The 25,894-nt window shown below is 51.3% G+C and carries 15 protein-coding genes; 2 read left to right on the plus strand and 13 right to left on the minus strand.

Annotated elements, in window-relative coordinates:
- Positions 1 to 135: 135 nt before the first annotated feature.
- From KJW29_RS20320 to KJW29_RS20335, 4 genes are all read right to left on the minus strand, one after another.
- Complete coding sequence (locus KJW29_RS20320) at positions 136 to 1,566, minus strand: aldehyde dehydrogenase (RefSeq protein ID WP_214625932.1); 1,431 nt, start codon at positions 1,564 to 1,566, stop codon at positions 136 to 138.
- 189 nt (positions 1,567 to 1,755) lie between these two features.
- Complete coding sequence (locus KJW29_RS20325) at positions 1,756 to 3,636, minus strand: LTA synthase family protein (RefSeq protein WP_214625933.1); 1,881 nt, start codon at positions 3,634 to 3,636, stop codon at positions 1,756 to 1,758.
- A 147-nt stretch (positions 3,637 to 3,783) separates the two neighbouring features.
- Positions 3,784 to 5,619: an ABC transporter ATP-binding protein gene (locus KJW29_RS20330; protein ID WP_214625934.1), complete on the minus strand. Its 1,836-nt coding sequence runs from the start codon at positions 5,617 to 5,619 to the stop codon at positions 3,784 to 3,786.
- Positions 5,616 to 7,373, minus strand: a complete 1,758-nt coding sequence (locus KJW29_RS20335) for an ABC transporter ATP-binding protein (protein ID WP_214625935.1) — start codon at positions 7,371 to 7,373, stop codon at positions 5,616 to 5,618. The genes KJW29_RS20330 and KJW29_RS20335 overlap by 4 nt, the downstream gene beginning before the upstream one ends.
- Before the next feature lie 145 nt (positions 7,374 to 7,518).
- Here KJW29_RS20335 and KJW29_RS20340 point away from each other — a divergent pair, with 145 nt between their 5' ends.
- A complete protein-coding gene (locus KJW29_RS20340) occupies positions 7,519 to 8,283 on the plus strand; it encodes an exodeoxyribonuclease III (protein ID WP_214631230.1) in 765 nt (254 codons plus the stop codon).
- Between the two features lie 55 nt (positions 8,284 to 8,338).
- Here KJW29_RS20340 and KJW29_RS20345 read toward each other — a convergent pair whose 3' ends face one another.
- Complete coding sequence (locus KJW29_RS20345; protein WP_214625936.1) at positions 8,339 to 9,214, minus strand: aminoglycoside phosphotransferase family protein; 876 nt, start codon at positions 9,212 to 9,214, stop codon at positions 8,339 to 8,341.
- Between the two features lie 198 nt (positions 9,215 to 9,412).
- Here KJW29_RS20345 and KJW29_RS20350 point away from each other — a divergent pair, with 198 nt between their 5' ends.
- The gene (locus tag KJW29_RS20350; RefSeq protein ID WP_214625937.1) at positions 9,413 to 10,255 is read left to right on the plus strand and encodes an aminoglycoside adenylyltransferase domain-containing protein; all 843 of its coding nucleotides are present in this window, start codon (positions 9,413 to 9,415) and stop codon (positions 10,253 to 10,255) included.
- Positions 10,256 to 11,029: 774 nt separating this feature from the next.
- On the opposite strand, the gene KJW29_RS20355 is transcribed toward KJW29_RS20350, so the two are convergent.
- From KJW29_RS20355 to KJW29_RS20390, 8 genes are all read right to left on the minus strand, one after another.
- Positions 11,030 to 15,688, minus strand: coding sequence for an S-layer homology domain-containing protein (locus KJW29_RS20355; protein WP_214625938.1), 4,659 nt, complete (start codon positions 15,686 to 15,688; stop codon positions 11,030 to 11,032).
- A gap of 26 nt (positions 15,689 to 15,714) precedes the next feature.
- The gene (locus tag KJW29_RS20360) at positions 15,715 to 16,722 is read right to left on the minus strand and encodes a zinc-dependent alcohol dehydrogenase (protein ID WP_214625939.1); all 1,008 of its coding nucleotides are present in this window, start codon (positions 16,720 to 16,722) and stop codon (positions 15,715 to 15,717) included.
- A 43-nt stretch (positions 16,723 to 16,765) separates the two neighbouring features.
- The gene (locus KJW29_RS20365) at positions 16,766 to 19,027 is read right to left on the minus strand and encodes a helix-turn-helix domain-containing protein (RefSeq protein ID WP_214625940.1); all 2,262 of its coding nucleotides are present in this window, start codon (positions 19,025 to 19,027) and stop codon (positions 16,766 to 16,768) included.
- 43 nt (positions 19,028 to 19,070) lie between these two features.
- Positions 19,071 to 19,934 (minus strand): carbohydrate ABC transporter permease, encoded by an 864-nt coding sequence (locus KJW29_RS20370; protein ID WP_214625941.1) that lies wholly within the window; start codon positions 19,932 to 19,934, stop codon positions 19,071 to 19,073.
- Positions 19,928 to 20,854 (minus strand): ABC transporter permease, encoded by a 927-nt coding sequence (locus tag KJW29_RS20375; RefSeq protein ID WP_246608871.1) that lies wholly within the window; start codon positions 20,852 to 20,854, stop codon positions 19,928 to 19,930. Before KJW29_RS20375 ends, KJW29_RS20370 begins: the two co-directional genes overlap by 7 nt.
- Positions 20,855 to 20,994: 140 nt before the next feature.
- Complete coding sequence (locus tag KJW29_RS20380; protein ID WP_214625943.1) at positions 20,995 to 22,626, minus strand: extracellular solute-binding protein; 1,632 nt, start codon at positions 22,624 to 22,626, stop codon at positions 20,995 to 20,997.
- A gap of 284 nt (positions 22,627 to 22,910) precedes the next feature.
- Positions 22,911 to 24,713 carry a family 10 glycosylhydrolase gene (locus KJW29_RS20385; protein WP_246608304.1) on the minus strand — a complete coding sequence of 601 codons (1,803 nt, stop codon included), beginning with the start codon at positions 24,711 to 24,713 and terminating at the stop codon, positions 22,911 to 22,913.
- A 5-nt stretch (positions 24,714 to 24,718) separates the two neighbouring features.
- Entirely contained in the window at positions 24,719 to 25,771 is a 1,053-nt protein-coding gene (locus KJW29_RS20390; protein WP_214625944.1) for an S-layer homology domain-containing protein, read from the minus strand.
- Between the last annotated feature and the right edge of the window lie 123 nt (positions 25,772 to 25,894).

Below are 25,894 nucleotides of genomic sequence, written 5' to 3' on the forward strand. Positions count from 1 at the left end.
TCCCAAGATGCTCAACATTATAGCAGGAGGAAGAAGGGTTGGGAAGACAGGCCGTGCGGCATCCACACAACTGACTGACATGCGCGAACGCCAAAAAGACGAAACGGCATGGGGCTGCGTTTCGTCTTCTATGGCTTATTTCATGACCTTCCTTGCCCACTTGAGCTTCCCTTTGTAGGGCGGGAACAGGAAGCCCGGCTCGAAACGCGTCGTGCGCTTGAGCAGGCTCTTCCGATGGGAGAACAGCTCGAAGCTGTGCTTGCCATGGTACGCGCCGATGCCGGAGGAGCCGACTCCCCCGAAAGGAAGATGGTGGTTGACGATATGCGACAAGGTGTCGTTAACGCAGCCGCCTCCGAAGGAAAGCCTGCCCATCACTTCGCGTTCCGCCGCTGCGTCTTCCGTAAACAGATACAGCGCAAGCGGCTTGCTGCGACCGCGAACAAAGTTGATTGCCTCTTCCAGGTGAGCAAAAGTCAGCATGGGAAGAATCGGACCGAACAGTTCGTCCTCCATCGCCGCGACGCCTTTCCCGTCCTCGGAAGCCTGGCCCGCGTCAATCAGCGTCGGAGCCAGGTACAGGTCGCTCCGGTTTCGCTGGCCTCCCCATACAACGCGTTTCCCGTCCGCTTCTATGATCGCCGCAAGCCTGTCGTATTGCCGCTCGCTTACGATTCGCCCATAATCCTCGCTTGTTGCGGGATCGTCGCCGTAGAACTGCCGCACGGAGTTCCGGAGCAGCTCCGACAGCCGCTCCCTTACCGACTCGTGCACGAGCAGATAATCCGGCGCGATACAGGTCTGCCCCGCATTGATCAGCTTGCCCCAGACGATTCGTTTCGCCGCAAGCTCCAGATTGGCCGTCGCGTCGATGATGGCCGGACTTTTCCCGCCCAGCTCGAGCGCAATCGGCGTCAAATTGCGGGACGCGGCTTCCATCACGATGCGCCCCACCCCCGTGCTGCCGGTAAAAAAGATATAGTCGAAAGGCGCATGGATGAGCGCCGAAGTCACCTCTTTGTCTCCCTCCACGACTCTTACGTAGGCGGGATCGAAGGTGTCCGCGATCAGCTCTCTTATCGCGGCCGACACATGCGGCGTTACCTCGGACGGCTTGACGACCGCGCAGTTGCCCGCGGCGATCGCGCCGACTAGCGGCTCCAGCACAAGCTGGACGGGGTAGTTGAACGGTCCGATGATAAGGACGGTCCCATAAGGCTCATAGACCAGCCTGCTGCGGCTGCCGAACAACGTCAACTGCGTCTTCACCCTGCGCGGTTTCATCCACCTTTGGATATGCTTTATCATATACGTAATACTGCCCAGCACGAGGCCGATCTCCGTTGCAAAAGCTTCCGCTTCGCTCTTGCGCAGATCCTTGTACAGCGCTCGAAACAACGCCGCTTCATGCTTCGCGATCGCTCCCTTTAGCTTGCGCAGCTGCTCGATGCGAAACGCGGCGTCCGCTGTCTCTCCGCGTTCGAACCAGCGGCGATGCCCCGCCAGGATCGCCTCTACGTCCAGTCCGCTTACCCCCGTACCGCTGACGTTATGTTCATGCGGCATAGCTCTGCCCCCATTCTGCCAAGTCTATTGTTTTCATAGACTCGCTTTTTTATTTTAGTTTAACACTACAAGCTTTCTAATCGCTACTTGCTGATTCCTTGTCTCAGTCGCCTTTCTCGTTACGATGCAAAAAACGCCCATCCCCCCAGGGACAGGCGCTTGCTTTTGTTATCGCCGCGATGCATAAGATTATCGCTTTGGCAGCAGCTTCACGTATTCATCGGACAGCTTCATAAGATTAAGGATATAGTCGTAATCTTGTCGATATTGGCTGAAGTCCGCGACGGGCTCCATCGTTTCGATATCGTAAGCTTTGCCGTCGTCGAAGCCTTCGCCCGGGACAAACAAAATATCATCGTTGAAAAATGATCCTGTTGGCAAATAATAACGCATGCCGATGACATTCCGCGTCGTATTGATCAAGTCTTTGCCGAAGACGGTTGCGCCCTTCTCCTTGAGATCGAGACCAAGCAGATTCGCTATCGTCGGCATAATGTCGACCTGGCCGCCGACTTGATCGGAGGTCTCGCCTTGCACGCCCGGCACATGAACGAAAAACGGAATATTAAAGCGGCCGATCCGGTCATCATATTTGATGCCGAGCTCTTCTTCGACGAATTCGGTCGGATTCTCTTTCGTTTGCAGACCGAAGTGATCGCCATAGACGACAAGCATGGTGTCGTCCCACATTCCGCTTTGCTTCAGATTCTCAATCAGCAGACCTAACGCATAATCCGTGTAGTTCGTCGCTTCGATGTAATAGCCGAGTTGCTTCTTCTCGAGGGAAGCCGGAATTTCGATATGCTTGAATTTGGCCGGCACCCAGAATGGATTATGGCTGGATGTCGTTATGAATTGGGCGTAGAACGGCTGGCCTTTCTCATGATGCTGCTTAAGCACGTCGAATCCGACCTGGTACATTTCTTCGTCCGATGCGCCGAGCGCATTAAAATTATCATTGTTGAAAGCGGGTTTATCATAGTATTTCGTAAAACCCAGCGCGGGATACATTTGATTGCGATCCCAAAACGTGACATCGTTAACATGGAATGTGTTGCTTACGTAACCTTCGGACGCAAGCAGTCTGGGCAGTGCCGGCACGGCGCGGTCGCCGTAGCCCTTGGACATGGCTTCCGTGCCTGTCGGGTAGATGCCCGTGTTGACGTTCCATTCGGCATCGGAAGTATTGCCCTGACCGATCTGCTGAAATACGTTGTTGAAGTAGAAGCTGCCTTCATCGGAGATCAAGTCGTTTAGAACCGGCGTCACCTCTTGTCCGTTAACGGTCAAGCCGACCATAATATCCTGAAACGATTCCAGCTGAATGACGATGACGTTTTTCCCTTTGGCCGCGCCGAACAGCTTCGGCGTGCCTGCTTCCGTCGCTTCCGCGCCAAAATGTCCGCCCACAAGTTCGGCGAGCGCTTCCGCGGTTTTATTGGGATCGCCGTCCTTAATCGCCTGGTTTTCCTTGCGCTCTTTAATGGCCGTAGCTACTTGATAATTCAGAACGCCAAGACGCTGCGCCTGCACCAGCTCGTTGGAGATGTGCAGGTCAGAGCGGATGTACAAAACCGACGCGCCTAACGCCACGACAAGCGCAATGCCGACATAAAGCGGCTTGCCCGCTCCGCTGCTTCCTTGTTTAGATGCTCTGCCGCGCATGGCGATCAGCGCTAATGCAATCATGACCACGAGATCGAGGAACAACAAATAAAACTTGGGGTTGATAGCAGACTTAACGCTGTCTCCAACCTGCCCCACCTGATCAAGACCGCTCAGTGCCGTGTACGTCGGAATGCTTCCAAAGAAGGAGAAATATACGGTGCAAGCGAACAATACCAACGCAAGCAGTCCATTAACCGCCCCGAATACGAGGGGCTTCCAGCGGCTTGTCGTAAGAAGCTCCGCGATACATAAAATGACAAGAACGGCAGCCGCGTCCGCAAGCAGACGATCGATCTGCACCGTTCCGAAGTTAAATTGACGGAATAAGACCATCTTCAACATGATAAGAACAAAGGTCGCCCAGAAAGGCGAACGACGATATATATCTAAAATTGCATTCATGTTTCACTCACACTCCCTGATCGATACCGTTTCAAAAAAAGAAAAACCGTCATAAAGACGGTTCCTCGCATCATTCATCAATGTTAAATTTATATTAACGTAATTCGGCGCAGAAATAAATAGGGAACTCCCTCCAAATCCGTATGATTACGATTGATTTTGCTCCGAATCCCCATGCCACAGCTTGCGGAACGAATCGCTGGACTCAAGCAGCGCTTCCGCGGTGCCTTCCGCTTCGATTTTGCCGTCCTGAAGGACGATAATGTGATCGGCTCTTGCAAGAGCAGCTTTTCTGTGGGAAATGACAAGGCAGGTGGCATCCCCCCGCTCGCCGAACAGCCGATCCCATAGCTTCTCCTCCGTCTCGACGTCCAGCGCGCTGGACAAATCGTCAAAGACGAACAGCTCCGACTCCCGTACCAGCATTCGTGCCGCAGCCGTACGCTGCGCCTGTCCGCCGGACAGCTTAACGCCGCGCGGGCCGATCGTCGTCTCAAGCCCATCGGTAAACTTCGCCAGATCGTCCTCCATGACGGCCGTGCGCAAGGCGCGATCCAGCTTGACTTCATCGTCGGGCTGGCCGAGTAGAATATTCTCGCGCAGCGAATCGCTGTACAGCCTTGGTACCTGTGCGGTATAGGCGCTTCTCGGCGGGATAAAGAAGTCTCCGAGCTCCCCCTTTACCATCCGTCCGTTCCATCGCACGATGCCGCCATCCTTGGGCAGCAGCCCTAGCAGGACGCGGGCAAGCGTTGTTTTGCCGGAGCCGATCGGTCCTGTCACGACCGTAAAGGAGCCTCTGGGCAGCCGCAGCATAATATCCTCGATTCCTCTCCCCGTCTCCGGATAGCGGTAAGTCAAGCCCGTCGCTTCCAGCAGCTCAAGCTGCTCGAACGAAGCTACGCCGGCGCTTCCTCCAAGCGCGGACCCGACAACCGAAGACGAAGACTCGCCTCCTGGGCTGACCGCATGATCGATGACCGCGCCTTTTCTCTCCAAGCCAAGCGCCCGATGCGCCGTCAGAACGGAGGCCGGAGCGCCCTGCAGCATAAAGGTTAGTCGTCTCAGCGCCACGCCCATCTGCTTGAAGTACGTGAGAAACTTGCCGAAGTTGGAAATGAACTGGGTAACGAACGTTAAATAATAGACGAACAGCGCAAAATCGCCGACCGTGAATTCCCCGCCCCTCATCTTCTGTCCAGCCAGCAACAGTATCAATCCTGTGCCAATGTTAACGGTATTGGAGAAGATGGAGTCCAGCATTTCGGTCATCAGCTTGTCCTTCAGCATGGTGCGCCTGCGATTCTCTCCAAGTCCCCGGAAGCGGTCGACGACGCGTCCCTCCGCGCCGGCCACTTGTATGGCCTGCACGTTGCCGAACATCTCGCTAATCGCCCCGGTAACCTTGGACGTTGCTTCCCGGCTCGCCTCTCTGTACTTTTGCAGTCTGGCCGTCGCCAGCTGCGCCGCGATGACTACGAGCACAAGGGGCAGGAAAACGAGCAAGGTCATGCCCGCATCGATCCCGATCAGAATATAGCAGGATACCGCGGCGAAGCACGTCATCCCGAATACGTCTACCGACCAGCTGACGGCCTCTTCCGTCTGATCCACATCATCGCGGAAGTAGCTGATCCCTTCGCCGGGCGAGCAAGGAATCGCCTTGGCGCCGGGTTCCTTGAGCACATGCTCCAGCAGATTCCGCCTAATGAGCATGCCGATTCGAAAGCGGAATTGCACATCCGTAATAAAGCCGAACCAGATAAACACGCTGCGGGCAAGAGCAGCGGCAATAAGCAGCATAACGATCAAACCTACGCCAAACTCCGCAGGCTGATCAGATACAAGGGAATCAAAAAACGCTTTGGTCAGGAGGCCTGGAAAAATCGGCATCAAATAAATAATCGTCCAAAGAACAGCGTTGGCGATGTACCAGCTCTTGCGATAGCCGATCAAACGCATCATATAGGTGAATGTGCTCAAGCCGTCACCTCCTCCAATCCAATTGCAAGCATGCGGCTAAACCGCGATGAAGGATCGCCCGCCAGCTTTTCGCGATCTCCGCTCTCCGCCAGCACGCCTCCATCCATAATGGCAATTCGGTCCGCGCGCTGAATCGTGGACAGCCTGTGGGCAATAATGATGCATGTCCGCCCTTGAAGAAGCCTGTCCACAGCCTTCTCCAGCCGCTGCTCCGTGAGCGGATCAAGGCGGGATGACGCCTCGTCCAAAATGACAAGGCCCGGGTTCTGCAGAAAGACGCGCGCGAACGCGAGCAGTTGCCCCTCTCCTGCCGACATGCTTCCGCCGCCGGAATCGAGCGTTGTATCCAGACCATCCTTAAGCGAGCGCAGCCAATCCCCGAGTCCAAGCTCTTCTAATACGGCGCAAATCGCTTCGTCTGTAATAGATGAATCGTAGAAGGTCAGATTATCGCGGACCGTGCCTTGAATGATCTCGATATTCTGGGTAACGATCGCGACCGTGCTACGGAGCTCGGATAACTTCATATCCCGAATATCGGTTCCGTTAAGGCGGATTGCCCCGTTCTGAGGATCGTAGAAGCGCAGCAGCAATCTCGCGATCGTCGTCTTTCCGCTGCCTGTACGCCCTAGCAATCCCAACACCTCTCCAGGCTTCAAATCAAGATTGAGACCCTTGATGGTCGGGGACTCTCCGTAGCTGAACGACATCCCGTTAAACGATACCGCAACTGGACCTTCCGCAAGCTTGACGCCGGGACCGTCCTTAATGCCGGACTCCATCGCCATCAACTCGCGAATGCGATGCATGCTGGCGTCCGCCTTCTGCAGATCCTCGATCTGGGTCCGGATCTTCTCGATCGGCTTGGCCAGCAGCTCCGTGTAGAAAAAGATCAAATATACGGTGCCGATCGTAATGGCTCCCGTCTTCCACAGATATGCGCTGATGACGAACGCCATAACGTTGCCGAGCGCAAATACGATGATCGTCGTGATCCACATCGACGCGAAACCGAGGAAGGCCTTCTGTCTAAGCGGCAGCATGCGGCGAATCAGCCCGTAGAATCGTCCCATGACGTAGCCGGAAGCGCCGTTCGCCCGCGTATCTTCCGTCCCCTCCAGATGCTCTCCGGTAAAGCCATAATACTCCGCGTTAATGCTTCTCCAATCACGCCACACCGGCGCGGCGTATTTGCGGATATGCTGCACGATAAACACCGCGAACACGACGAAGAGCAGCATGCCGGCTCCGATCCAGACGTTCTCGAGAAACAGCAGGACGATGATACCGATCATAAGGAGCAAATTGCCGCCAAGATGGATAATGAAGCTGGAGAAAAAATTGGCCAAAGCGTTGACGTCGCCATCCACACGCTCGATAAGCGAGCCCGACGTATTGGACTTATGAAAGTCCATATCCAGTCGCAAACAATGCTCCGCAAGATCGCCGCGAAGCTTGTTCGTTGTTTTCCATGCGAGATTTTCGCCGACATATGTCGATATGATCGCGATGATCTGCTGCATGATAGAGAAGCCGATAAATAGCAGGGCTGCGTACATCAGCTTTTCCAGAGGCTCGTCCGAGCCTGCCGTGTCAATGAAATAGCGAATGACTTGCGGACTGGCGAGCTGCAGGCCGATCAAGCCGAACAGCAGCAGCGTCAGAGCGATCAGCGAGCCTCGGTGCGGGAACAAATATTGCCCCAATAACTCGGCATACACCTTCATCCCGCCGGCTTTTGTTGTTTTGTTCATGATCCTCACTTCCTACTTTCTCCCATTTGACAAACGTACGTTCCCCCATTCTATCATAAACTCTCGGAGATAGGTTGTATCTCTTGCAGCGATTTGATATTTTTGAAGTACTATAGTAAGGCGAGGAGACGAAATAACGATGGGCATCAAATTGGTTTCTTGGAACGTGAACGGACTTCGGGCTTGCGTCGGCAAAGGTTTCCTGGACTACTTCAAGGAGATGGACGCGGACATCTTCTGCCTCCAGGAGACGAAGCTGCAGGAAGGTCAGATCGAGCTGCCGCTGGGGGACGAATACTACCAATTCTGGAATTACGCGCAAAAAAAAGGGTACTCCGGCACCGCCATCTTCACGCGATACAAGCCTATCTCCGTCCGTTACGGCATGGAGACCGACGAAGAGCCGGAAGGCCGCATCATTACGCTGGAGTTCGAACAGTTCTACATGGTTACCGTCTATACGCCGAACGCCAAGCGCGACCTCTCCAGGCTGGAGTACCGGGTGGAATGGGAAGAGCGATTCAAATGTTATTTAAACGAACTGGACAAGCTGAAGCCTGTCGTCGTATGCGGGGATTTAAATGTCGCGCATGCCGAGATCGATATCAAAAACGCGAAATCCAACCACGGCAACTCCGGCTTCACCGCGGAAGAACGCGGATGCATGACAAGCCTGTTGGATTCCGGTTTCGCCGATACGTTCCGCCGGCTCTATCCGGATCGTTCTGACGTATACACCTGGTGGTCTTTCATGCCGAAGGTGCGCGAACGCAATATTGGCTGGCGGATCGATTACTTCCTCGTGTCTGAGCGGCTGGTCCCGCTCGTCAAGGACGCCGGCATCGACGCCCATATTCTCGGCAGCGACCATTGCCCCGTCACGCTGGAGCTGGAGGAATTGCAGCGCTAAGCTAGCCATGTCCGGGGGCGGTTGTTCGCTGCGCGCCAATCGGGGAGCAACAACGCTAACTTGTCAGTTCTTCTGCCATGACCGCCCATAGAGGCCACGCTTCCAAATAAGCAGGCAAATCTTGCGGATGGTGCATGAGACAGATCGCGATTCTGCAATAGAGCTGAAACACCGTCTCAAGAATAACCTCTCTTGGCTCGGCCGTCCGTATGTTCAAAGCATTGTAGGCGCCCAGCAGTGTCTCGACGTTCAAATCGTCCGGAGACGAGCAGAACGCGTAAGTAAAATCGTAAACAATCGGCCCGGCGATCGGCGACGGGTCGATAACGCCTGTCATTTTGTCCTCGTCGAATACGAAATTATGAACGCCGGTATCGCCGTGCAGCCAGTACTTATCCTCCTGGCCCCAGTCCCGAAGCTTCTCCTTCCATACTCGTTCGACCAGTTCATGGTCCTTCGCAGGCAGGCAGTCGCCAATCCGTTCCGACGCGAAAGCATGGCTTCTCCCGTTGAATTCGCGCCACGACTCGCAAGGCGAATCCGGTCTTCCATATCCTTGGAACGATTTTTCCGGCGTATAATGATTAAGCAGACCTCGCGCCAGCTCGCTCATCCAATCCTTTTTGCCGCCGCGATTGACGTGCGTCGTTCCATGCTGATACTCATACAGCAAATAACGATGCTCCTGATCCACATGTAGCAGCTTAGGCAACAAGGAAGCCTCTGCGTAGCGGTTAAGGAATTGCGCCGTTTCCCGCGTATATTCGGCCTCTTCGAGCTTTAGAACGTACGACGCCGCTCCGTTCCGGGATAGTATATAGACTTGCCCCTCCGTCGTTCCTTTAACTGCCTCGGCAGCCAGCTCCTCCACTCGGCCTACAATTCTCATGTCTGCCAACTTCTCCATCATTTCACGCAACGATCCGTCCATCTTCGTCCCCTGCTTTCCATGTCATCCAACCTTAACCTTCCAATAGATTAAGTATAGCCCATTCTCCAAGCTGCGCCCGGTAAAGTTTAGCTATAAATTTACTCTCATCTTGCGGAGACAGCTTAAAGGGATTTACAGTTCTAATAACGATTCATTAACGACTACGGATCAGAAATCAAAAACCATGCGGTCGGAATCATGACGATTCCATGGCATGGAAAGGGGAAGATGATGAAAGAATACCAATGGCAAAACTGCCCGCCGAACGTTAGACGGCAGGCAGAGCTGGTCACAAATTATTTGAAAGATTATTTAGAAAGCGCGCTTATCGGAGTATATGTACACGGCAGCATCGCGCTTGGCAGCTTCTTGCCGGCCAGGAGCGATCTCGATCTGCTGATCGTCGTTGATCGCACGTTGACGGCCAAGGAACGATTCAAGCTGATGATCGCTTTTCTCAGCCTGCATCGCCAGCCTGTGCATGTGGAAGCCAGCATTGTGCGAAAGTCGGATATGGACGACTGGACATTCCCGACACCCTACGAGTTCCACTTCAGCGAACATTGGCGGAAGCGGTTCGAGGCGATGCAGTCCCGCGAGGACGACTCGTTCTGGCAATTCGAAGACGAGGCGACGGACAGCGACCTGGCTTGCCATGTCAAGCTTGCGAGACAAGCGGGAATCGCTTTATACGGTCCGGAGCCGTGCGACATTCTACCGGAAGTGCCCCATGATGATTTCTGGCAATCCATTCGTGCCGACGCGGACTATTACGCGAAGCACAGCGGAGATCTGGAGAACGCGGGCATCTTGTCCCTACTGCGCATCTGGGCTTATAAGGAGCTAGGCGAGATCCTCTCCAAGACCGATGCCTGCCGCTGGGCAGAGGGTGCTCTTCCAGAAGAGTTTCGCCACATTGCCTTGAGTGCGATGAATGAATATGCGATGAACGCTGTCCCCGCCCACTACAACCAGTCCGAACTCCTCGCCTTCAAAACCTACTTGATGGATCGAATCGATGCGGCTGTTACGGTTGGTTGATCGTTTCGCTTGTAAAATACAATCTCACAAAGCACTTCTTGGAAGGAACAACTATATCTGGCGGCAGCCATGTTAAGCTTGAAATATGCTACAATGAATTATATTCCAAATTGTTGGAGGTGGAGAAAATGCGCTGGCAAGAAGTACAGGAACGGTTTCCGGAGGAATGGGTTGTTATGGAGGCTACGAAAGCTCACTCGGAAAGAGGACATCGCTTTATCGAGGAAGTAGTTGTAATCGATACGTTTAATGATTCTACAGCAGCCCTCCGCCGCTACAGTGAACTGCATCGGCAAGAACCAAATCGAGAATACTGTTTCTTTCACACCTCTCGTCCAGAACTAGTAGCGAGAGAACGTTATGTTGGAATCCGAGGCCAGAGATGAACATAACAGAGGAATACGGATTACCTTTTGTCAAGCTCACAATTGTTTTCAGGGGAAGGGAACTTGAAATGAACAGAAGGTCGAGATTGGGAGCATGGACTACGGCTTAGAGATTGACGGTATTATTGGATTTGACTTTATGAAGGCAATTGATTTAGTGATTAGTGTCAATGAAATGACTGTCAGATCGTTTTCGTAATAGTGATGCATGTAGCATCTCTAAACATCCTAACCCGCACAACCCGCCTTTGTGGTTTTGCATAGCCGCGTTTTGCCTCCACAATCAACCCCCAGTCCGGGTAAGGACTGGGGGTTTAGTTGTTGTCGAGTTATCTTAATTTATCTAAGAGGTTGTAAACGTTCAGAAAGCGCGGTATATGCTTCTAGGCTATTTTTGTTTCAATAAATTCAAAATAGCTTGAATCGCTTCGGCACGGCTTGTATGCCCTTTGGGATCGAACACCCCATTGCCTTTCCCTTGCATCAAACCAATCGCCAACACTTGATTAATGTCATCTTGAGCCCATGTTGCGATGCGGTCGGCATCGATAATTCGATCAAGCGCTCCGCTTGCATCGAACGTTTGGCCTGTCAATCGCACATAGGCTCTGAACAACATGACTGCCATCTGCTCCCGGCTGATCTCTGCATTCGGAGCAAAACGTTCTTTGTCTATTCCTTTAACAATACCCGCCTCATAAGCTGCAGCCAATTCTTTTGTATACCATGCATTGGCGTTCACGTCGGAATAAGTGACAACCGTAGTGCTTGCAGGCAACTTCAATGCGCGAACTAACATCGCCGTGAATTCCGCGCGGGAGATCAGTTGCTTCGGTTTGAAGCTGCCGTCTGTGTAGCCCTTGACAATACCAAGATCGACAGCTTCTTTAATCGCGACTTCCGCCCAGTGCCCGGCGATGTCTGTAAAATTGGTCGAAGACGCATCCGGTGTATCCTTATCATCCGGATCGGAATCCTCAGCCGTTTCCGATGGCACTGCCGGTTGTACGGGATTAGAAGGATAATAGGTATACGGCAGTGTCTTGAATGTCCCTGTCAAAGCCTCGCTTTCATTGCCTGCCGCATCGATTGCAATAATCTTGAAGTTAAAGTTCGTGTTCTCTGTCAGCGATGTAACCGTATATTCATTTGAAAATCCGCTAACTGTGCTAATGAATTGATTGTCCAGATAGATCTTGTAACCAGATACACCGACATTGTCGATCGCCGCAGACCAGCCCAGTTTCATGCTTGTTTGCGAAATATCCGTTGCAAACAACTCGCTTTGCGGCGGCCACGTCGGACTGATCGATTCGCTTCTCGTCACGAAAGTGGAGACGGTGGCATTGGCTAGCAAGTTCCCGCTAGAATCCTGAACCGCAAATGCTGGAATAGACAGAGTATAGCTTGCGTCATTAATCAACTCATCACTGGGCTGAATAACCAGATCATAACCTGAAGCTGTTACCTGGACAGGCACTTCCACGTCACCAAGATATAATTTCACTTCGTGAAACGAAGTTCCCGGTTGAATAATTTCGTCGAATGTTGCAATCATTCTCTTGTTGATCGATACGTTTGCCTGCTGATGCAGTGGATTCAGATTCCGTAAAACAGGCGCATATATGTCTGCCCGATCGATTCTATACTTATATAAATCCGCACCATTCGCAAAATACAAGTTGCCCTCATGATCTTGCGTCAAATGCGTGCCGCTATCTGCGAGTAATTCCATTTCCAACGTTTCTGCATCGATGCGGTATATACCGCTAGGAATTCTGACATACAAATCTCCACTCTGATCAACGATCAGATAAGTTGGTTTAAATGCGTGGTAGGTTGCGCACCATGAACAAGAATAGAGCTCTTTTGTCAGAACAGTCTCCTTGGTCGTCGGATTGAACTTGAACAACGTATTCATGGTCATTCCCCATATATTCCCATCTTTATCCCATTCTAAGGAAGAGATTAGGGTTGCGCCAGGTACCGGTGCTCCTTCCCACACAACTTCCTCAAGCGTTTGGTCCCAGATAAATAACTTTGCTTCTGTTTCTGTCGGATATCCCCCAAGTCCTCCCCAAATCGATGTCCCTCCATAGATCAATCCGTTTTTGGATAGCAACGGGACAATGCTTTGATTCTCGACGACTTGGCGATGAACGCTGTAATTGCCTGCTTCGGGATTATAAATGGTCAAAGCGCCGCCCAGCAGCCCATAATCGGGCACTGTTCCCATCGCGAGCACGTCCCCTGACCAGGTAAAGCCGTATGGCCGATCTTGACCTTCCGCTTTCAGTCCGACGATCGATTGAGGATTTGAGCCGATCGCATAAGGCTGTGCAAAATCAAAGCTGTAGAGGTAAGCACCGGGGTAGATGCCCATATATAATTTGCCGTCATAAAATAGGCCCGACTCGATTTGGTTAATTGCGCCTTTCGGATATTCATAAAACTCATCCTTAATCGGATCATAAGCGGACAATCCGCCCGATTGAAAGCCGCTCGTATAGATTTTCCCATCGTGACCTGTGCCCACCCAGTTGATAATCGTTGGTTCTCCCGAGATTTGGCTTTCCTCTATTTTAATGCTCCCTTTCGTCGGGTTAATCATCCGCATTCTGCCTACGGCATCAATAGAGATTAATGTCTCGCCTGGGAAATCAGGCTTGTTCAAGTGGACCCAGCCAAAGCTTCTTGCACTCCAAAACCTGGAGTCTTCTCCAATCTGCGTTTTGTTCTTCGTCACGGGATCATAACCGATTATTTTTCCTGCACTGAACATATAAACCTTGTTATCGGAGCTTAAGGGTGATACATCAATGCCGCTTATATTGGTCAAAGTATCGATCCATTGCTCCTCAACCAGATCATAGACAAGCACTACGCCTGCATTCACAACTCTGGCGAATAAATAATCTCCCCTAACATTGACATCGTATACGCTCGATTCATTCGCATAAGCCGAAGGGAGCGCAATCTCATTCTTTGTGCCCGTGATGCTGTCGACTTCAAATAATCTGGCTTTTTCAGTGCCGAGGCCGACATAAAGCTTGCCATCCCACCAATCGATCGAACGCGAATATTTGACCCCTTCGACTACACTGCCATAATCACGGAATTGTCCTGTCTCGGTGTTGTATTGAAAAACTTTACCATTCGGGTAAGTGCCGCCGTAGATATTCCCCGCGTCATCAACGGCCAAACGCCACAGGAATGTCTCTCCTTCAATCGCTACTCCCAAATCGGACATTTGACCTTGCTGTCCGCTGCTGCCAGGCGTCCAACGAAACAGTTTTCCGCCGATGGTAGAAATGAATACGTTTCCATCTTGAGCGGTAATCACGCCCCATGAACCTCCCGCTCCAGGCAACGGATGCTGCTCCACAATGGCATTCGTATGTGAATCGATAACAAAAAATCTCGCAGTCGCTCCGTTGATAACGGTGTATGTCCACTCCTCGTTATTGGGACCTGTGCCGTAGGCGGCAGCATTTATGCCGACATTATGAACTGCCGGTCCAAGATTGAAACTTTTCTTCTCTTGCTTGACATAGGTAACATTATCAAAATAACATATGCATGTCCCCAAGCTATTGGAGTGCAGCATAATTTCCGCGTATACGGCATCAGCAGGCACATCGTCGATAAATGTCAAGGAAGACCACTCGTTCAAGGGCTGCGTATAATAGGCCTTAATTTTTGAACTGAGCAATTCGTTGCTTTGGTTATAATAATACATGTAAATCAAAGGACTTCCTTGCTCGACGTAGGCATCAACTTTTAACAAATAAGGATTGCCTCCGCTGATTGGTACTTTATTGCTCCGCAGATAAACTGAAGTTTCCGTACTTGTATCCACCAACTTCATCGCTTTGCCTGCCCGGCCTCCGGGTAGATTGTCTTCAATAGTGATACCGCCCGTGCTCCAAATTTGATTCCAGCCGGGAATCTTGTTGTTGACGAGCGGCAGCTCGAATCCGGCATTTGGTACATCGGATGTCAGCATTTCAAGCGACACGTCGTCAAAATAACCCGTAAAGGTGCCTGGTCCATTGGAGTGCAGCATGACTGCCGCATGCGTAGCTTCTACAGGCACTCTTGTCTCCATATAAAGTGTCTTCCACTCATTAGCAGTCGCTCCGTAATAGCCCTCGATCGCATAAGGAGATATTTCATTCCCGTTACTGTCATAGAAATAAATGATGATGACTGGCGCACCCGATTCAATATAAGAATCCACGGATAACAAATATCGTTTGTCTGCCTGAATCGGAATTTTATCGCTTCTCAGATAGACCCCGCCTGCCGTGCTCGAATCCTCCAACCGTAAGGCTCTCCCGGCACGATTGTCGGGCAAGTTGCCCGACACACTGATACCCGTTGTGCTAAATACCTGTGTCCAGTTTTGGCTTTTTCCGCTGACAAGCGGTTTCTCGAATCCCGCGTTGGCTACTGGACCAACTATTTGCTCGATCCTGAAATCGTCGAAATAAGCAGAGCATGTTCCGACTCCATTCGAGTGCGGCATTACCGCAGCGCTTACTGCTCCTTCAGGCGCGACTGCTTCCAAATAAATCGAGGTCCATCGCTCCGAAGGAGTCCCATAATAACCATCCGTTACGCTCGTCAACTGCGTTCCATTCTCGTCGTAGAAATAAATAATCATCACCGGCGCGCCGGATTCAATATAGGTATCGACAGCCAAACGATAGGTTTGCCCCTGCACCACTGGAAACTTGTCACTTCTCAAATAAACGGCCGAAGTTGTACTTGCGTCGACAAGCTTCATGGCTTTGCCATTATGTCCTGCCGGCAAAGACTCTTCAATTGTAATGCCGCTTGTGCTCCAGATCTGGGACCAGCCAGGTATGACCCCGTTCACAACAGGCTCCTCAAATCCTGCGTTTGCAATGATATTGACTTCATTTGCTTGAGCTGTTGGCTCGTAGTTGGCCTCGACCTCACCAACCGGAAACAAACTTGCACTTATCATGCTAAAGCAAATAAGACCGCATAACCAACTTGTCATCTTGTTTTTAATAACCACGAGAATCACCTCTTTCCACATTATTTTTATAAATTCCCGTGCCTAAACAAAGTGCCGATCGCTCCTGCGTCGATGGAGTAATTCCCATATGCCCGTTCGCAATCGTTAAGCGAATACTCATGCGTAATCATGGCTTGGACCGATATGCGCCGCTCAGCCAGCAGACGAACATATTCCGACGTGTTCCGGCCTTCGGTCCAACGCACATATCCGACGGGATAATCGACATTGTCCCGCTCGTACCGTTCGTCGTAACGTCCCGGCCCTCCAGCCCGCGATATGAGCACCTGCGCTTCCTTTGCGAACATCAAACCCCGGTTGAACTCCGTGCACAAGTCTCCTACCACCACAATTTTGCCGCGATCGCGCAGCCAGCCTAGCGAGGCGTCAATCAACCCCGAGCCCGCTCCGCCGGCGCACAGCAATACGGCATCGGCGCCTACGCCGCCTCCCGTCGCTTCCCAAAGCTTGGCCTCCAGCTTTTCGCGGCTATCATATACCCGGGATAACCCGTATTTGCGCAGCATATCTGCCCGTCCGGCATCCACATCCAGAGCGATCGTCCGGCACGCTGCGGCATGAGCAATCTGAGCAATCAAATTGCCCAAGATGCCAAGCCCTACCACAACGACCGACTCGCCAAAGGCCAACCGGGCGGTTCGCAGCGCATGGATCGCTATCGCTCCCAATCCTGCATACGCGGCTTCCCGGGCATCCACATGCTCCGGCACCACCGCCGCCAGATTGGCCGGCACCGACAGCCATTGCGCATGGCAAGTATAGGGAGCGCCGTAACAGGCGACCCGCTGTCCTTCGCGAAAGCCGCGTACGCCTTCTCCCACTTGCTCTACAATTCCGACCGCGCTGTATCCCAATATGTGTGGATCGTCCAAGCTGCCGCGAATCATCCCAAGCTCGGTGCCCGGACTAATGGCGGAATATTCGGTCCGCACGCCCACATGTCCCGGCAGCAGCTTCGGCTTCTCGACATCGACGACGGCAACGCTGCCCCGTTGCGCGGCAATCGCTTTCAAATTCCGCACTCTCCTTTGTGTCGCCCGATATAAGGGGGTTCTGTTATTCGTTAGACAGTTTTCTGTATTCGCTCGGCGAGGTACCATAATATTTTTTAAAGGTTGTCGTAAAAGTCGACGAATTCATATAGCCGATTCTCTCTCCGATTTCGGCAATCGACAGCTGCGAATCCTTGAGCAGCTCCCTCGCATGGGTCAGTCTGATTTTGTTGAGATATTCGACATAATTGACGCCGAACGTTTTCTTGAAGTAGTTCGAAAAATATTTCGGAGTCGTCCCCGCCACCGCGGCAATTTCATCCAGATATAAATTCCGCATATAATGCAATTCAATATATTGGGCAATAAAGGACGGGTTCAGCTTGCGTCCGTTCTCCTCTTGCTTGGCATAACCCGCCAATTCTCTCGCGGCATCAAGCAGCGCGTTCTCCATTTCGGCATAGTCCGGCGCTTGCTCCAGCCGTTGCATAAATTGCCGCTCCAGTTCGTACAGCTCCTGACCGGTCTTTGCCGAACCTTCCGCGTGCCCGACCATGTAGAAGAACATGCTGTTCGCCAGATGGATCATCTGATGATAATGAATGCGCCGCTCGGCATTTTCCCTGATCGTCTCCCGAATCAATTGCGTCGCTTCCTGCAGCTTGCCGATCATCAAATAATGGGATAGCTTCTCCAGCTTCTCGATCGGATAATAGGCCAGCCGTTTGTAATGGATTTCCGCCACATCCATCACCGGACTGTCATCGTTGACGGCACGGTACAGACTTCCGCCTTGCACGGACAAATAGGCGCGGCGGCAGTTCGACACATTGGAGGTATAGAGAGCGCTAACGCAAGCCCACAATGAAAATCCGGAAAATTCCTCCTTCTGCAGCCGGGTCACGGATGTTCTCAGTTGTTTGATCAGACCGCTGCGCTCCTGCAGCCGTTCGACGCCAAGCATAACGATAAATTGCAGATGTCCGGCGTGAAACGCGTTGGCTGCCAAACCGTCCCGGCCAAGCCCCTGCTCGATCCGTCGCTCCATGTCCTCTATCGTCCAATTCTCCGCCGATTCGTTTGCAAGCCGGCCAACCTGCACAAGCGCCATGACGAAGTGCTTGTGGCGGTAGAAATCGGCATAGTAGGTCTGCATTCGAATATCTTGCTCGGTTTCGCGCGGCAGCCCGTCAAGCGTCTGAAGAAACGTTGATCTGCGCAGCTCCTCATCGGCATACGCCTTTTGCCTCCGATTGTCTTCATTCTCGGACTGCAGCTTGACAATGCCGCTTAATATTTTGCGGAAATCGTTGCCCTTGCTGTTGCCTCCGCCCAGTTGCTTTAAAATTCTTTTGACGGGATTGTTCAAATAGACGCTGAGCAGCAAAGACAGAATGATAGCGCATACACCTGCGGTCAACATAATCTTTAAATTGGCTCCGGCAACGGCATCCACATTGGCGAACTGGTAGGGCAGCCGCTCCATGTAGATAAAGTCGTTATATTCCGACTTCAGAATCCGGTATTCGTAATCCTGGCGCTTGACCGTCACTTCGCCGGCATTGCTGAAATAAGCGTCGCTCAGCGCATCCACCAAATTCCAGTTGTCGTCGGTGCTCATCAGCATGTCGCGATTCTGGTCCAGAATCATCATGGAGCCGCCGGAAAAAATCGGACCCTGGTTCACATGCTTGAGCAATGCTTCCAGATCGATCAACACCAGAACGTTTTTACCGGATGAACGGAGCTTGTTGCCTCCTGTAACAACCAGCAGCTGTTTATTTTTGTGCTGATTCGAGTTCTCGCCGGTATTGACCGTAAACGGCGATGCCGGAAAAACCTTGTACGTTTTTTTGCTCCGCATATAATTTCGCCAGTAATTGGCGTTGTAGGTCTCATGCAAATATTTTTTATCGAAGAAATAGTCGAAGCGATTTGTACCCTTGGTGGTAATGACAATATCAGAATCGTCATAGAACACCGCCACCTCTTCGATAAAGTCGTAAGGAGCCGACAAATTGGCGATATGCTCGATCATCGTGTAGGCAATGGACATATCCGTGCTGTCGTCGATCATCGAGCGCAGGCTGTCCGTTCCGGGCATAATGTGGATGGTATGGATCAAATTGTTGACCACCCTGAAGCTGTTGTCGAAGGCCTGCACCGTCGACTGCATCATCATTGAGTTTTTGTCGGATACTTCTTCATAGATGCCGGATATCGAATTGCGGTACACCATATAAGTCGAGACGAACATAAGGACGATAACCAACATCAAAGCCAAAAATATTTGCATAAGCCCAAGGCTGGTCATTCTACGTCTCATTGCGCACGCCCCTATCGATACGATGTCCCATTATTTTAACACATTAACCTTTCTCTGAGCCGAGCATCACTCCTTTGGCAAAATACTTTTGAGCGAACGGATACACGATCAATACCGGGATCATCGCGAGTACAATCGTCGCATTTTTCATCGCCTGGGGCGCCAGTGCCGCTTTGTCCACCAGACCGGCAGTCGAACCCTCGTTAAAAATAAGCATGCCTCGCAGCACAACCTGCAACGGGTACAACGCCTGATCGTTTAAATAAATCATGGGCAAGAAAAAGCTGTTCCAGTGCCCCATAAAGTAGAAAAGTCCGATTGACGCCATCGCCGGCTTGGACAACGGAATGACGATATTGAACAGAATGCGAAACTCCGAGGCTCCGTCGATCAACGCCGCCTCGCGGATCTGGGAAGACATATTCTCATAGAAGGTCTTTAGAATAATCAACTCGAAGGTCCAGATCGCATTCGGCAGCACGAGCGCCCAGACCGAATCGATCAATCCAAGCTGCTGCACGATCAGGTAATTCGGGATGATGCCCGGGCTCAAGAACATGGTGAGCACAATCATCAGCATCCAGAATTTCCGGAACACCAGATCCCGGTTCGCAAGCGGGTAAGCGGCTATCGCTGTCATGAGCAAATTGACGAATGTCCCGAAAACGGTATAAAATATCGTGTTTAAATAGGCTCGCGGAATTTTATCGTCCTTAAGCACTTCCGCATACGCCTCGAAATTAAGCCCTTTGGGCAGCAGCCATACTTGCCCTTGCGACACGCTGGCCGTATCGCTTAGCGATACTGCGGCAATGTACAAAACGGGGTACAGAGTCGCAATAGCTACGCCAACCAGCATAATCGCATTAATAACGCCAAAAAACGTAAACCTGGCCTGGCCTACCATAATCCGCTCCCTCCCAGCCGCTTGCTGATATAATTGGCTCCCAGCAGCATAACCATGGCAACCAGCGCTTCGAACAGACCTACCGCCGCCGCATAACTGTAATTGGACTCCAGCAATCCTTTACGATATACGAAAGTGGAAAATACATCCGCCACCTCGTAAGTCATCGGATTGTAGAGCAGCAACACCTTCTCGTAACCGATACGAATCATCGATCCCGTCTTCAGGATAAACATGATAATGATCGTCGGCAGAATGCCGGGAAGCGTTACATTCCATATGCTGCGGAACCTGCCGGCGCCGTCCACTCTCGCCGCCTCGTACAAGGTTGGATTAATGCCCGCTACGGCAGCCAGATAGATAATGGCGTCGTAACCGGTGTTGGTCCATATTTCCGATGTAATATACACAGGCCTGAACCAACTCGGATCGACCAGGAAATAATGGCTTTCCAGGCCAAGCGATACCAACAGCCGATTGACGATGCCGTTTGTCGGCGACAGAAAGTCAATGATCATGCTGCTGATAATAACAACCGAAAGAAAGGCCGGCAGATAACTGAATGTCTGTATCGATTTTTTGAACCGGGCGACTCGCACTTCGTTGAGCAGCAACGCAAGAAGGATCGGGAACGGGAATGACACAATCAGATTAAAAAAACCAAGCGTTAACGTATTTCTGAACAGCAGAAAAAAGTCGTCGCTGCCAAAAAGTTTAGAGAAATGCTTCAGTCCCACCCACGGACTGTCAAAAATGCCGGTAAACACGCTGTAGTCCATAAAGGCGATGGCCAATCCGGAAAGCGGTCCATAACGAAATATCAAATAGAAAACGAGACAGGGAATTAATAGAATCAGCAGTTGCCGGTCCCGCTTTATCCGCTTGCGGAGATCGGACCAATAGGACCGGAATACACGCATGCCGCCTTTCCGCAAAGCCGTCGTATTTGATCCCGCCATACATGATCACTCCTATCGATGTTGAGCGGCGATCGGACACCTAAGCATCCGATCACCGTACCGTGCTGTTCGCGGCCTTACATTCGCCGCTGCCCGACAAATCATTTGGAGCTATCGAACCGTTCTTGAGCTGCATTATAGATGCCGATATATTCCGTCACGCCAATCTTGGCCGCATTCTGCACCCAGGCTTCCCATTCGCTGTTGCCGTAGGCCTTGTTCAGAACATACTTGGAATTAAATTCGGCAGCCGCCTTTTCGAGCGAAGTCTGTATTTCCGCAAGTCTTGCGTTTTCTTGATCCGTAAAATTAAGAACGGGATCAAGCGGCTCGAATTTGTTGTCCGACAGCATCATATCCTGGGCTTCCTGCTCTTTTTCCGTGAAATTGTAATAGACGCTTCGTCTGTCGGGAGCCAGGTACATGCCTTCCATCCACATGCCGTAACGATCGTTCAACACATTGATATCCACCGTCGGCAAATCGGAGAGCTCTGGATACGTAGCTTTGCCGCTCTCATCCCATGTAAAGTTGACTCCCTCCGCGCCTATGGTGACCAATTCCGCGCCGGACGGGCTGCTCAAATAATCCAGAAGCTTGAGCGCCGCTTCCTTATTGGCGTTATTGGCCACCGTTATGCCCCACGAGGCGTCGATCTTCGGCAAGGTGCGAATGTTTCCGGTTGGCCCGATCGGGTTGGCATAACGCAGATCAAAGTCCGGATTGACGTCTTTGATCTGGTTATAGAACAAGTCAAGCCGTCCAATCCAATCCCAAGTGACGAACGATTTATCCGTTGTCATCTTCGCCGTCCACGAGTCGGGGGTATCCGTTAGAAACTCGGGATCGATCAATCCTTCATTGTACAGCTTTTTAATAAAATCAAGCAGTTCCTTGTGCTCCGGTTGGATCGAAGCAAACTTCCAAACCTTCGACGCTTCGTCATAGTAGGCTGGATAGCTGTCTCCCGCTATCCCCCATCCGTAAGCCAGATCCTTAAAGATCAGCTCCTTCGTTTTGGATGCGAACGGATAGGAATCCGGGTACGCGGCTTTCATCGCCTTCAATACCCCATAGAATCCGTCCGTATCCTTCCACATTTCAAGACCTAATTCTTTCAAAATATCCATTCGCGCCATCAGCCCGTGGTTGACGTCCCGATTCATATTGTAGATCGGCCAAGCATACATCTTGCCGTTCTCGTCTCCGTAGGATTTGATCACCCATGGGTTCTCCTCTACGTACATCCGGTTGAAGTTGGGGAGAATGTCGAGATAATCGTTAATGGCAACAACGGCTTTCTGCCCGCCAATCTGCTTTAACTCTGCAGGCTTCAATCCGTGGAAAATATCCGGCAGCTTGCCCGAAGCTACGGTTACTCTCAACTTGTCCTGATACGTAGAGTTGGAGAATGCCTGAAAATTAACTTTAATGCCTGTTCTTTTTTCGATTTCCTGAGCGACCAGCTTGCCGTTAGGATCCGACTCTCCACTGAGCATCCAGGTAATGGTTGTTGGTTTATCCACCAATGGAAGCGTCAATCCGCCGGTATCGCCATACGTATTCGGCTGCTCCGTGCCGGCGCCGGAATCGGATGGCGCTGCGGACGGCGATTGCGTAACGTTTGCGGTGCCGTTGTTTTTATTCCCCGCGCCGTTGTTGTTCCCTGCGCATGCAGCCAGCGCGGATATCAGGAATACGCAAGCGAGAATGGCACTTAACCTTCTTTTCATTTCTTGTCCTCCCCATTTTCATCTATTTGATATTGGACGACCGTTTAGCGACCGGTACCGGGTCCCTTCGGTCAACCACATTCTATATTGGGCTTTCTTCTACCGTAAACAAAGCGTTTTCATTCGTCGGCAGTTTAACGCCTCAGAGTTGTTAAATTCATGCTAAAACCCTGCAGTATCAAGGTTTTAAGGGCTGTAGAAAATGCTAAAGCGGTAGAAATTCATAATAAAGTCCGGACTATATTAGTGTAAGATACTCTTACAATAATACAATCCGGACTTCTTTAATTCTCAAGTATTAACCGAGCGACAAGACGAATGTCATCCAAATCAATAGTCCTGTTGCCATCCAGATCTAGATGGGCAATCTCCGCCCAATCGGGATCGGAGTCGTTCTTGTCTTGTAAGGAGGCCATCATGGACAAGTCGCCAATACTAATCGCGCCATCGCCGTTCGCGTCGCCGGCAACGACGTCCGGCGCCTCCATGATCATAGCCGGCGCGCTTGGCACGCTCTCATGATGAAGGCGATTCGCGGCGGTAACGACATAACCGGTTGTCTTCTCGGCATCGGCAGCCGTGTCCAGAAAGCTGTGGGTCGTTCCCCCGTCCGATTTTCGGACGAAAGCCGCAATGGAAGACGGGTCGGCCAGGTCGGGCATCCCCTGCCCATCCATCCGATAAACGACGTAGTATGCGTTCGCATTGCCGCTGTCTTCCCAAGTCACAAGAACGCCTTCCTGTTTCTGTTCCGCGCGGACATCCTCAGGGACTTCGGGCATCGGGCTCGCGCCGCTTGCTTTGGCTGGAATCATGGCTGGATATCGGAAGACCGTTTCCTTCAACTGATTCAGAATATTAAGCGGATTGGCTAACAAAGGTTTGCTTGAGTAGAAAATGCCGCCTTTCACCTCGTCAAACATGCGATTGTAGCGAATTTGCTTAATCAATTCATCCGGCTGCTGCCATTGATTATCGGAATTGTTGGCAATCTTGTAGGCGGCTTGTCCGATATAAAGGTCCACGCCACTATCCTTCACTTCATTGGCCCACCATTCTACCAGCACGTCGTAATCGGCAACAGCCATTTCGGTGCTCCAATAGATTTGAGGCGCGATATAATCAATCCACTTATTCTGAATCCAGGACCGGCTGTCCGCATAGACCGCATCGTACGATTGAAGACCATTCGTCGCCGAACCGGTCGGGTCTGTCGAAGCGTTGCGCCAAATGCCGAACGGGCTAATGCCGAACTGCACCGAAGGTTTCTCCGCTTTAATCTGCATATATAATTGCTCAACGAATGTATTGACGTTGCTTCTGCGCCAGTCGCCCTTATTGCCGAATCCGGTTCCATATGCCTGATAAGCCGCTTCGTCATCAAATTGCTCTTCTCCTACGGGATAAGGATAGAAATAGTCATCGATATGAACGCCGTCGATATCATATTTTTTTACAACCTCGATAATCGTTTCAGTGGCGAATTGACGCACGCCCTCGATACCCGGGTTCAAATACAACCCGCTTCCGTAAGGCACTACCCAACCTTCGGCCATTTCCCTAATCGGATGATCGGCCGTCATTCCATTCATATTGGGACGCGTATTGGCGCGGAACGGATTGAACCAAGCATGAAACTCCATATTTCTTTTATGAGCTTCCTCGATTACGAACTGCAGAGGATCATATCCCGGATCCGTGCCTTGCGTTCCCGTCAACCACTCCGACCAAGGAAGAATGTCGGAGGGATACAAAGCATCCGCGCTCGGCTTTACTTGAAAAACAACGGCATTTATGCCGATCTCCTGCAGCCTGTCGAGCACGCTGACCAGCTCTTGCTTCTGCGTCTCTTGGCTTGTATATCGATTCGACGGCCAATCGATATTGCTCACCGTTGCAATCCATGCCCCGCGGAATTCCGTCTTCGGCGCGGGATCTTGCGAGCCGTCCGCCATGGCCGGATTGGCATTCCCGAACGCCAACAATAACGAAAGAACACCTGCCGCCATTGTCAATATACCGGATCGTTTGAATAGACCGCTCAGCCTATTATGATTAATCGTCATTCCGCTTCTGTCCCCTTTCATGATGCTCACTCCGTCGGAGGATTCATATAGTCCATCATCGAGATAATGACTTGAACCGCTTCCGCCCTTGTCATAAGTCCGTTAGGTTTGAACATGTTGTTGCCTCTTCCTTGCAGCAATTTCTCCTTCGCGACGGCAGCAATAGAAGGCTCCGCCCAGAACTGCATGTCGGAAACGTCGCTAAATGTGGAACGATTAGAGGAATTGACATCCAGCTTTACGATGGATGCCATCATCACCGCCATCTCGCTGCGATTAATGGAGCGATCCGGACGGAACGTGCCGTCATCATAGCCGTTAATAATACCTTCGGCCGCTAATGCCGATATGGCTTCTCTCGCCCAAGACTCTATTAAAGCCTGATCCTTGAATGGCAGCGACGCCGGTGAATTCTCTTTATATTCGAAAGCTTGATAGATCATAACGGCAAATTCATCACGACTTACTTCTCTGTCCGGACGGAAGGTTTCGTCGCCATACCCCTTTATAAAGCCAAGCTCAACCGCGCGCTTAATTTTGTCTTCCGCCCAGTGTCCGGAAATATCCGTAAATGAAATCTCCGAATTTTCCTTGGGCTCTTCAATAAGTCGAATCTGGATCCGTTCATTCACTTCATGCCGGGTCGAAGAAGCTGAACTTGTCGCAAGCTTGACCTTGTTCAGCTTTATCTCAACCTCTTTTCCTTCGCCAATCACCTCGAATATGACCTTACCCAGCATAACCTCTCCACTTGCGCCGCTGACGTTGCCCATTTTCGTACTGACGAGCAGGAACGTCCCATCGTTTGATGTTTCTATCGGATAGATCAGGCTCGATATGCCGCTGCTTGCCTTCTTGAATTGAAGCATGCTTGTATCCATACTCAACTCCATTTCATATCCGTATAAATCTATTATATTTTGGCCTGTTATCGTAACCTCGACTTCATCTCCCTTTTCGGCTTCTTGCGTATTGATTTCTATATCGAATGAAACGGATGCCGCATGCGTGATTTGAACACTACTATGTAGAGTTATAAGAATAGTGATGATTGCCAAAGCGAAGGATTTAAGCTTCATCCGGTTTATCTCCTTTTTGAAAATGCTTATAGTTGAACGAAAGGAAGCACAGTGGCTCCCTTTCGTCCGCATTGATGCCATTAACTTTAAATCGAGTTCAAAAAGTTCGGTTTTCAGCACCGA

Source organism: Paenibacillus agaridevorans (assembly GCF_018604145.1).
In the GTDB taxonomy this organism is placed as follows: domain Bacteria; phylum Bacillota; class Bacilli; order Paenibacillales; family Paenibacillaceae; genus Pristimantibacillus; species Pristimantibacillus agaridevorans.

Bases quoted from the DNA above. Each gene is read 5' to 3' on its own strand.
- KJW29_RS20320 (WP_214625932.1), bottom strand. From the start codon at position 1,566: ATGCCGCATGAACATAACGTCAGCGGTACGGGGGTAAGCGGACTGGAC.
- KJW29_RS20325 (WP_214625933.1), bottom strand. From the start codon at position 3,636: ATGAATGCAATTTTAGATATATATCGTCGTTCGCCTTTCTGGGCGACC.
- KJW29_RS20335 (WP_214625935.1), bottom strand. From the start codon at position 7,373: ATGAACAAAACAACAAAAGCCGGCGGGATGAAGGTGTATGCCGAGTTA.
- KJW29_RS20345 (WP_214625936.1), bottom strand. From the start codon at position 9,214: ATGGACGGATCGTTGCGTGAAATGATGGAGAAGTTGGCAGACATGAGA.
- KJW29_RS20350 (WP_214625937.1), top strand. From the start codon at position 9,413: ATGACGATTCCATGGCATGGAAAGGGGAAGATGATGAAAGAATACCAA.
- KJW29_RS20365 (WP_214625940.1), bottom strand. From the start codon at position 19,027: ATGAGACGTAGAATGACCAGCCTTGGGCTTATGCAAATATTTTTGGCT.
- KJW29_RS20370 (WP_214625941.1), bottom strand. From the start codon at position 19,934: ATGGTAGGCCAGGCCAGGTTTACGTTTTTTGGCGTTATTAATGCGATT.
- KJW29_RS20375 (WP_246608871.1), bottom strand. From the start codon at position 20,854: ATGCGTGTATTCCGGTCCTATTGGTCCGATCTCCGCAAGCGGATAAAG.
- KJW29_RS20380 (WP_214625943.1), bottom strand. From the start codon at position 22,626: ATGAAAAGAAGGTTAAGTGCCATTCTCGCTTGCGTATTCCTGATATCC.
- KJW29_RS20385 (WP_246608304.1), bottom strand. From the start codon at position 24,713: ATGAAAGGGGACAGAAGCGGAATGACGATTAATCATAATAGGCTGAGC.
- KJW29_RS20390 (WP_214625944.1), bottom strand. From the start codon at position 25,771: ATGAAGCTTAAATCCTTCGCTTTGGCAATCATCACTATTCTTATAACT.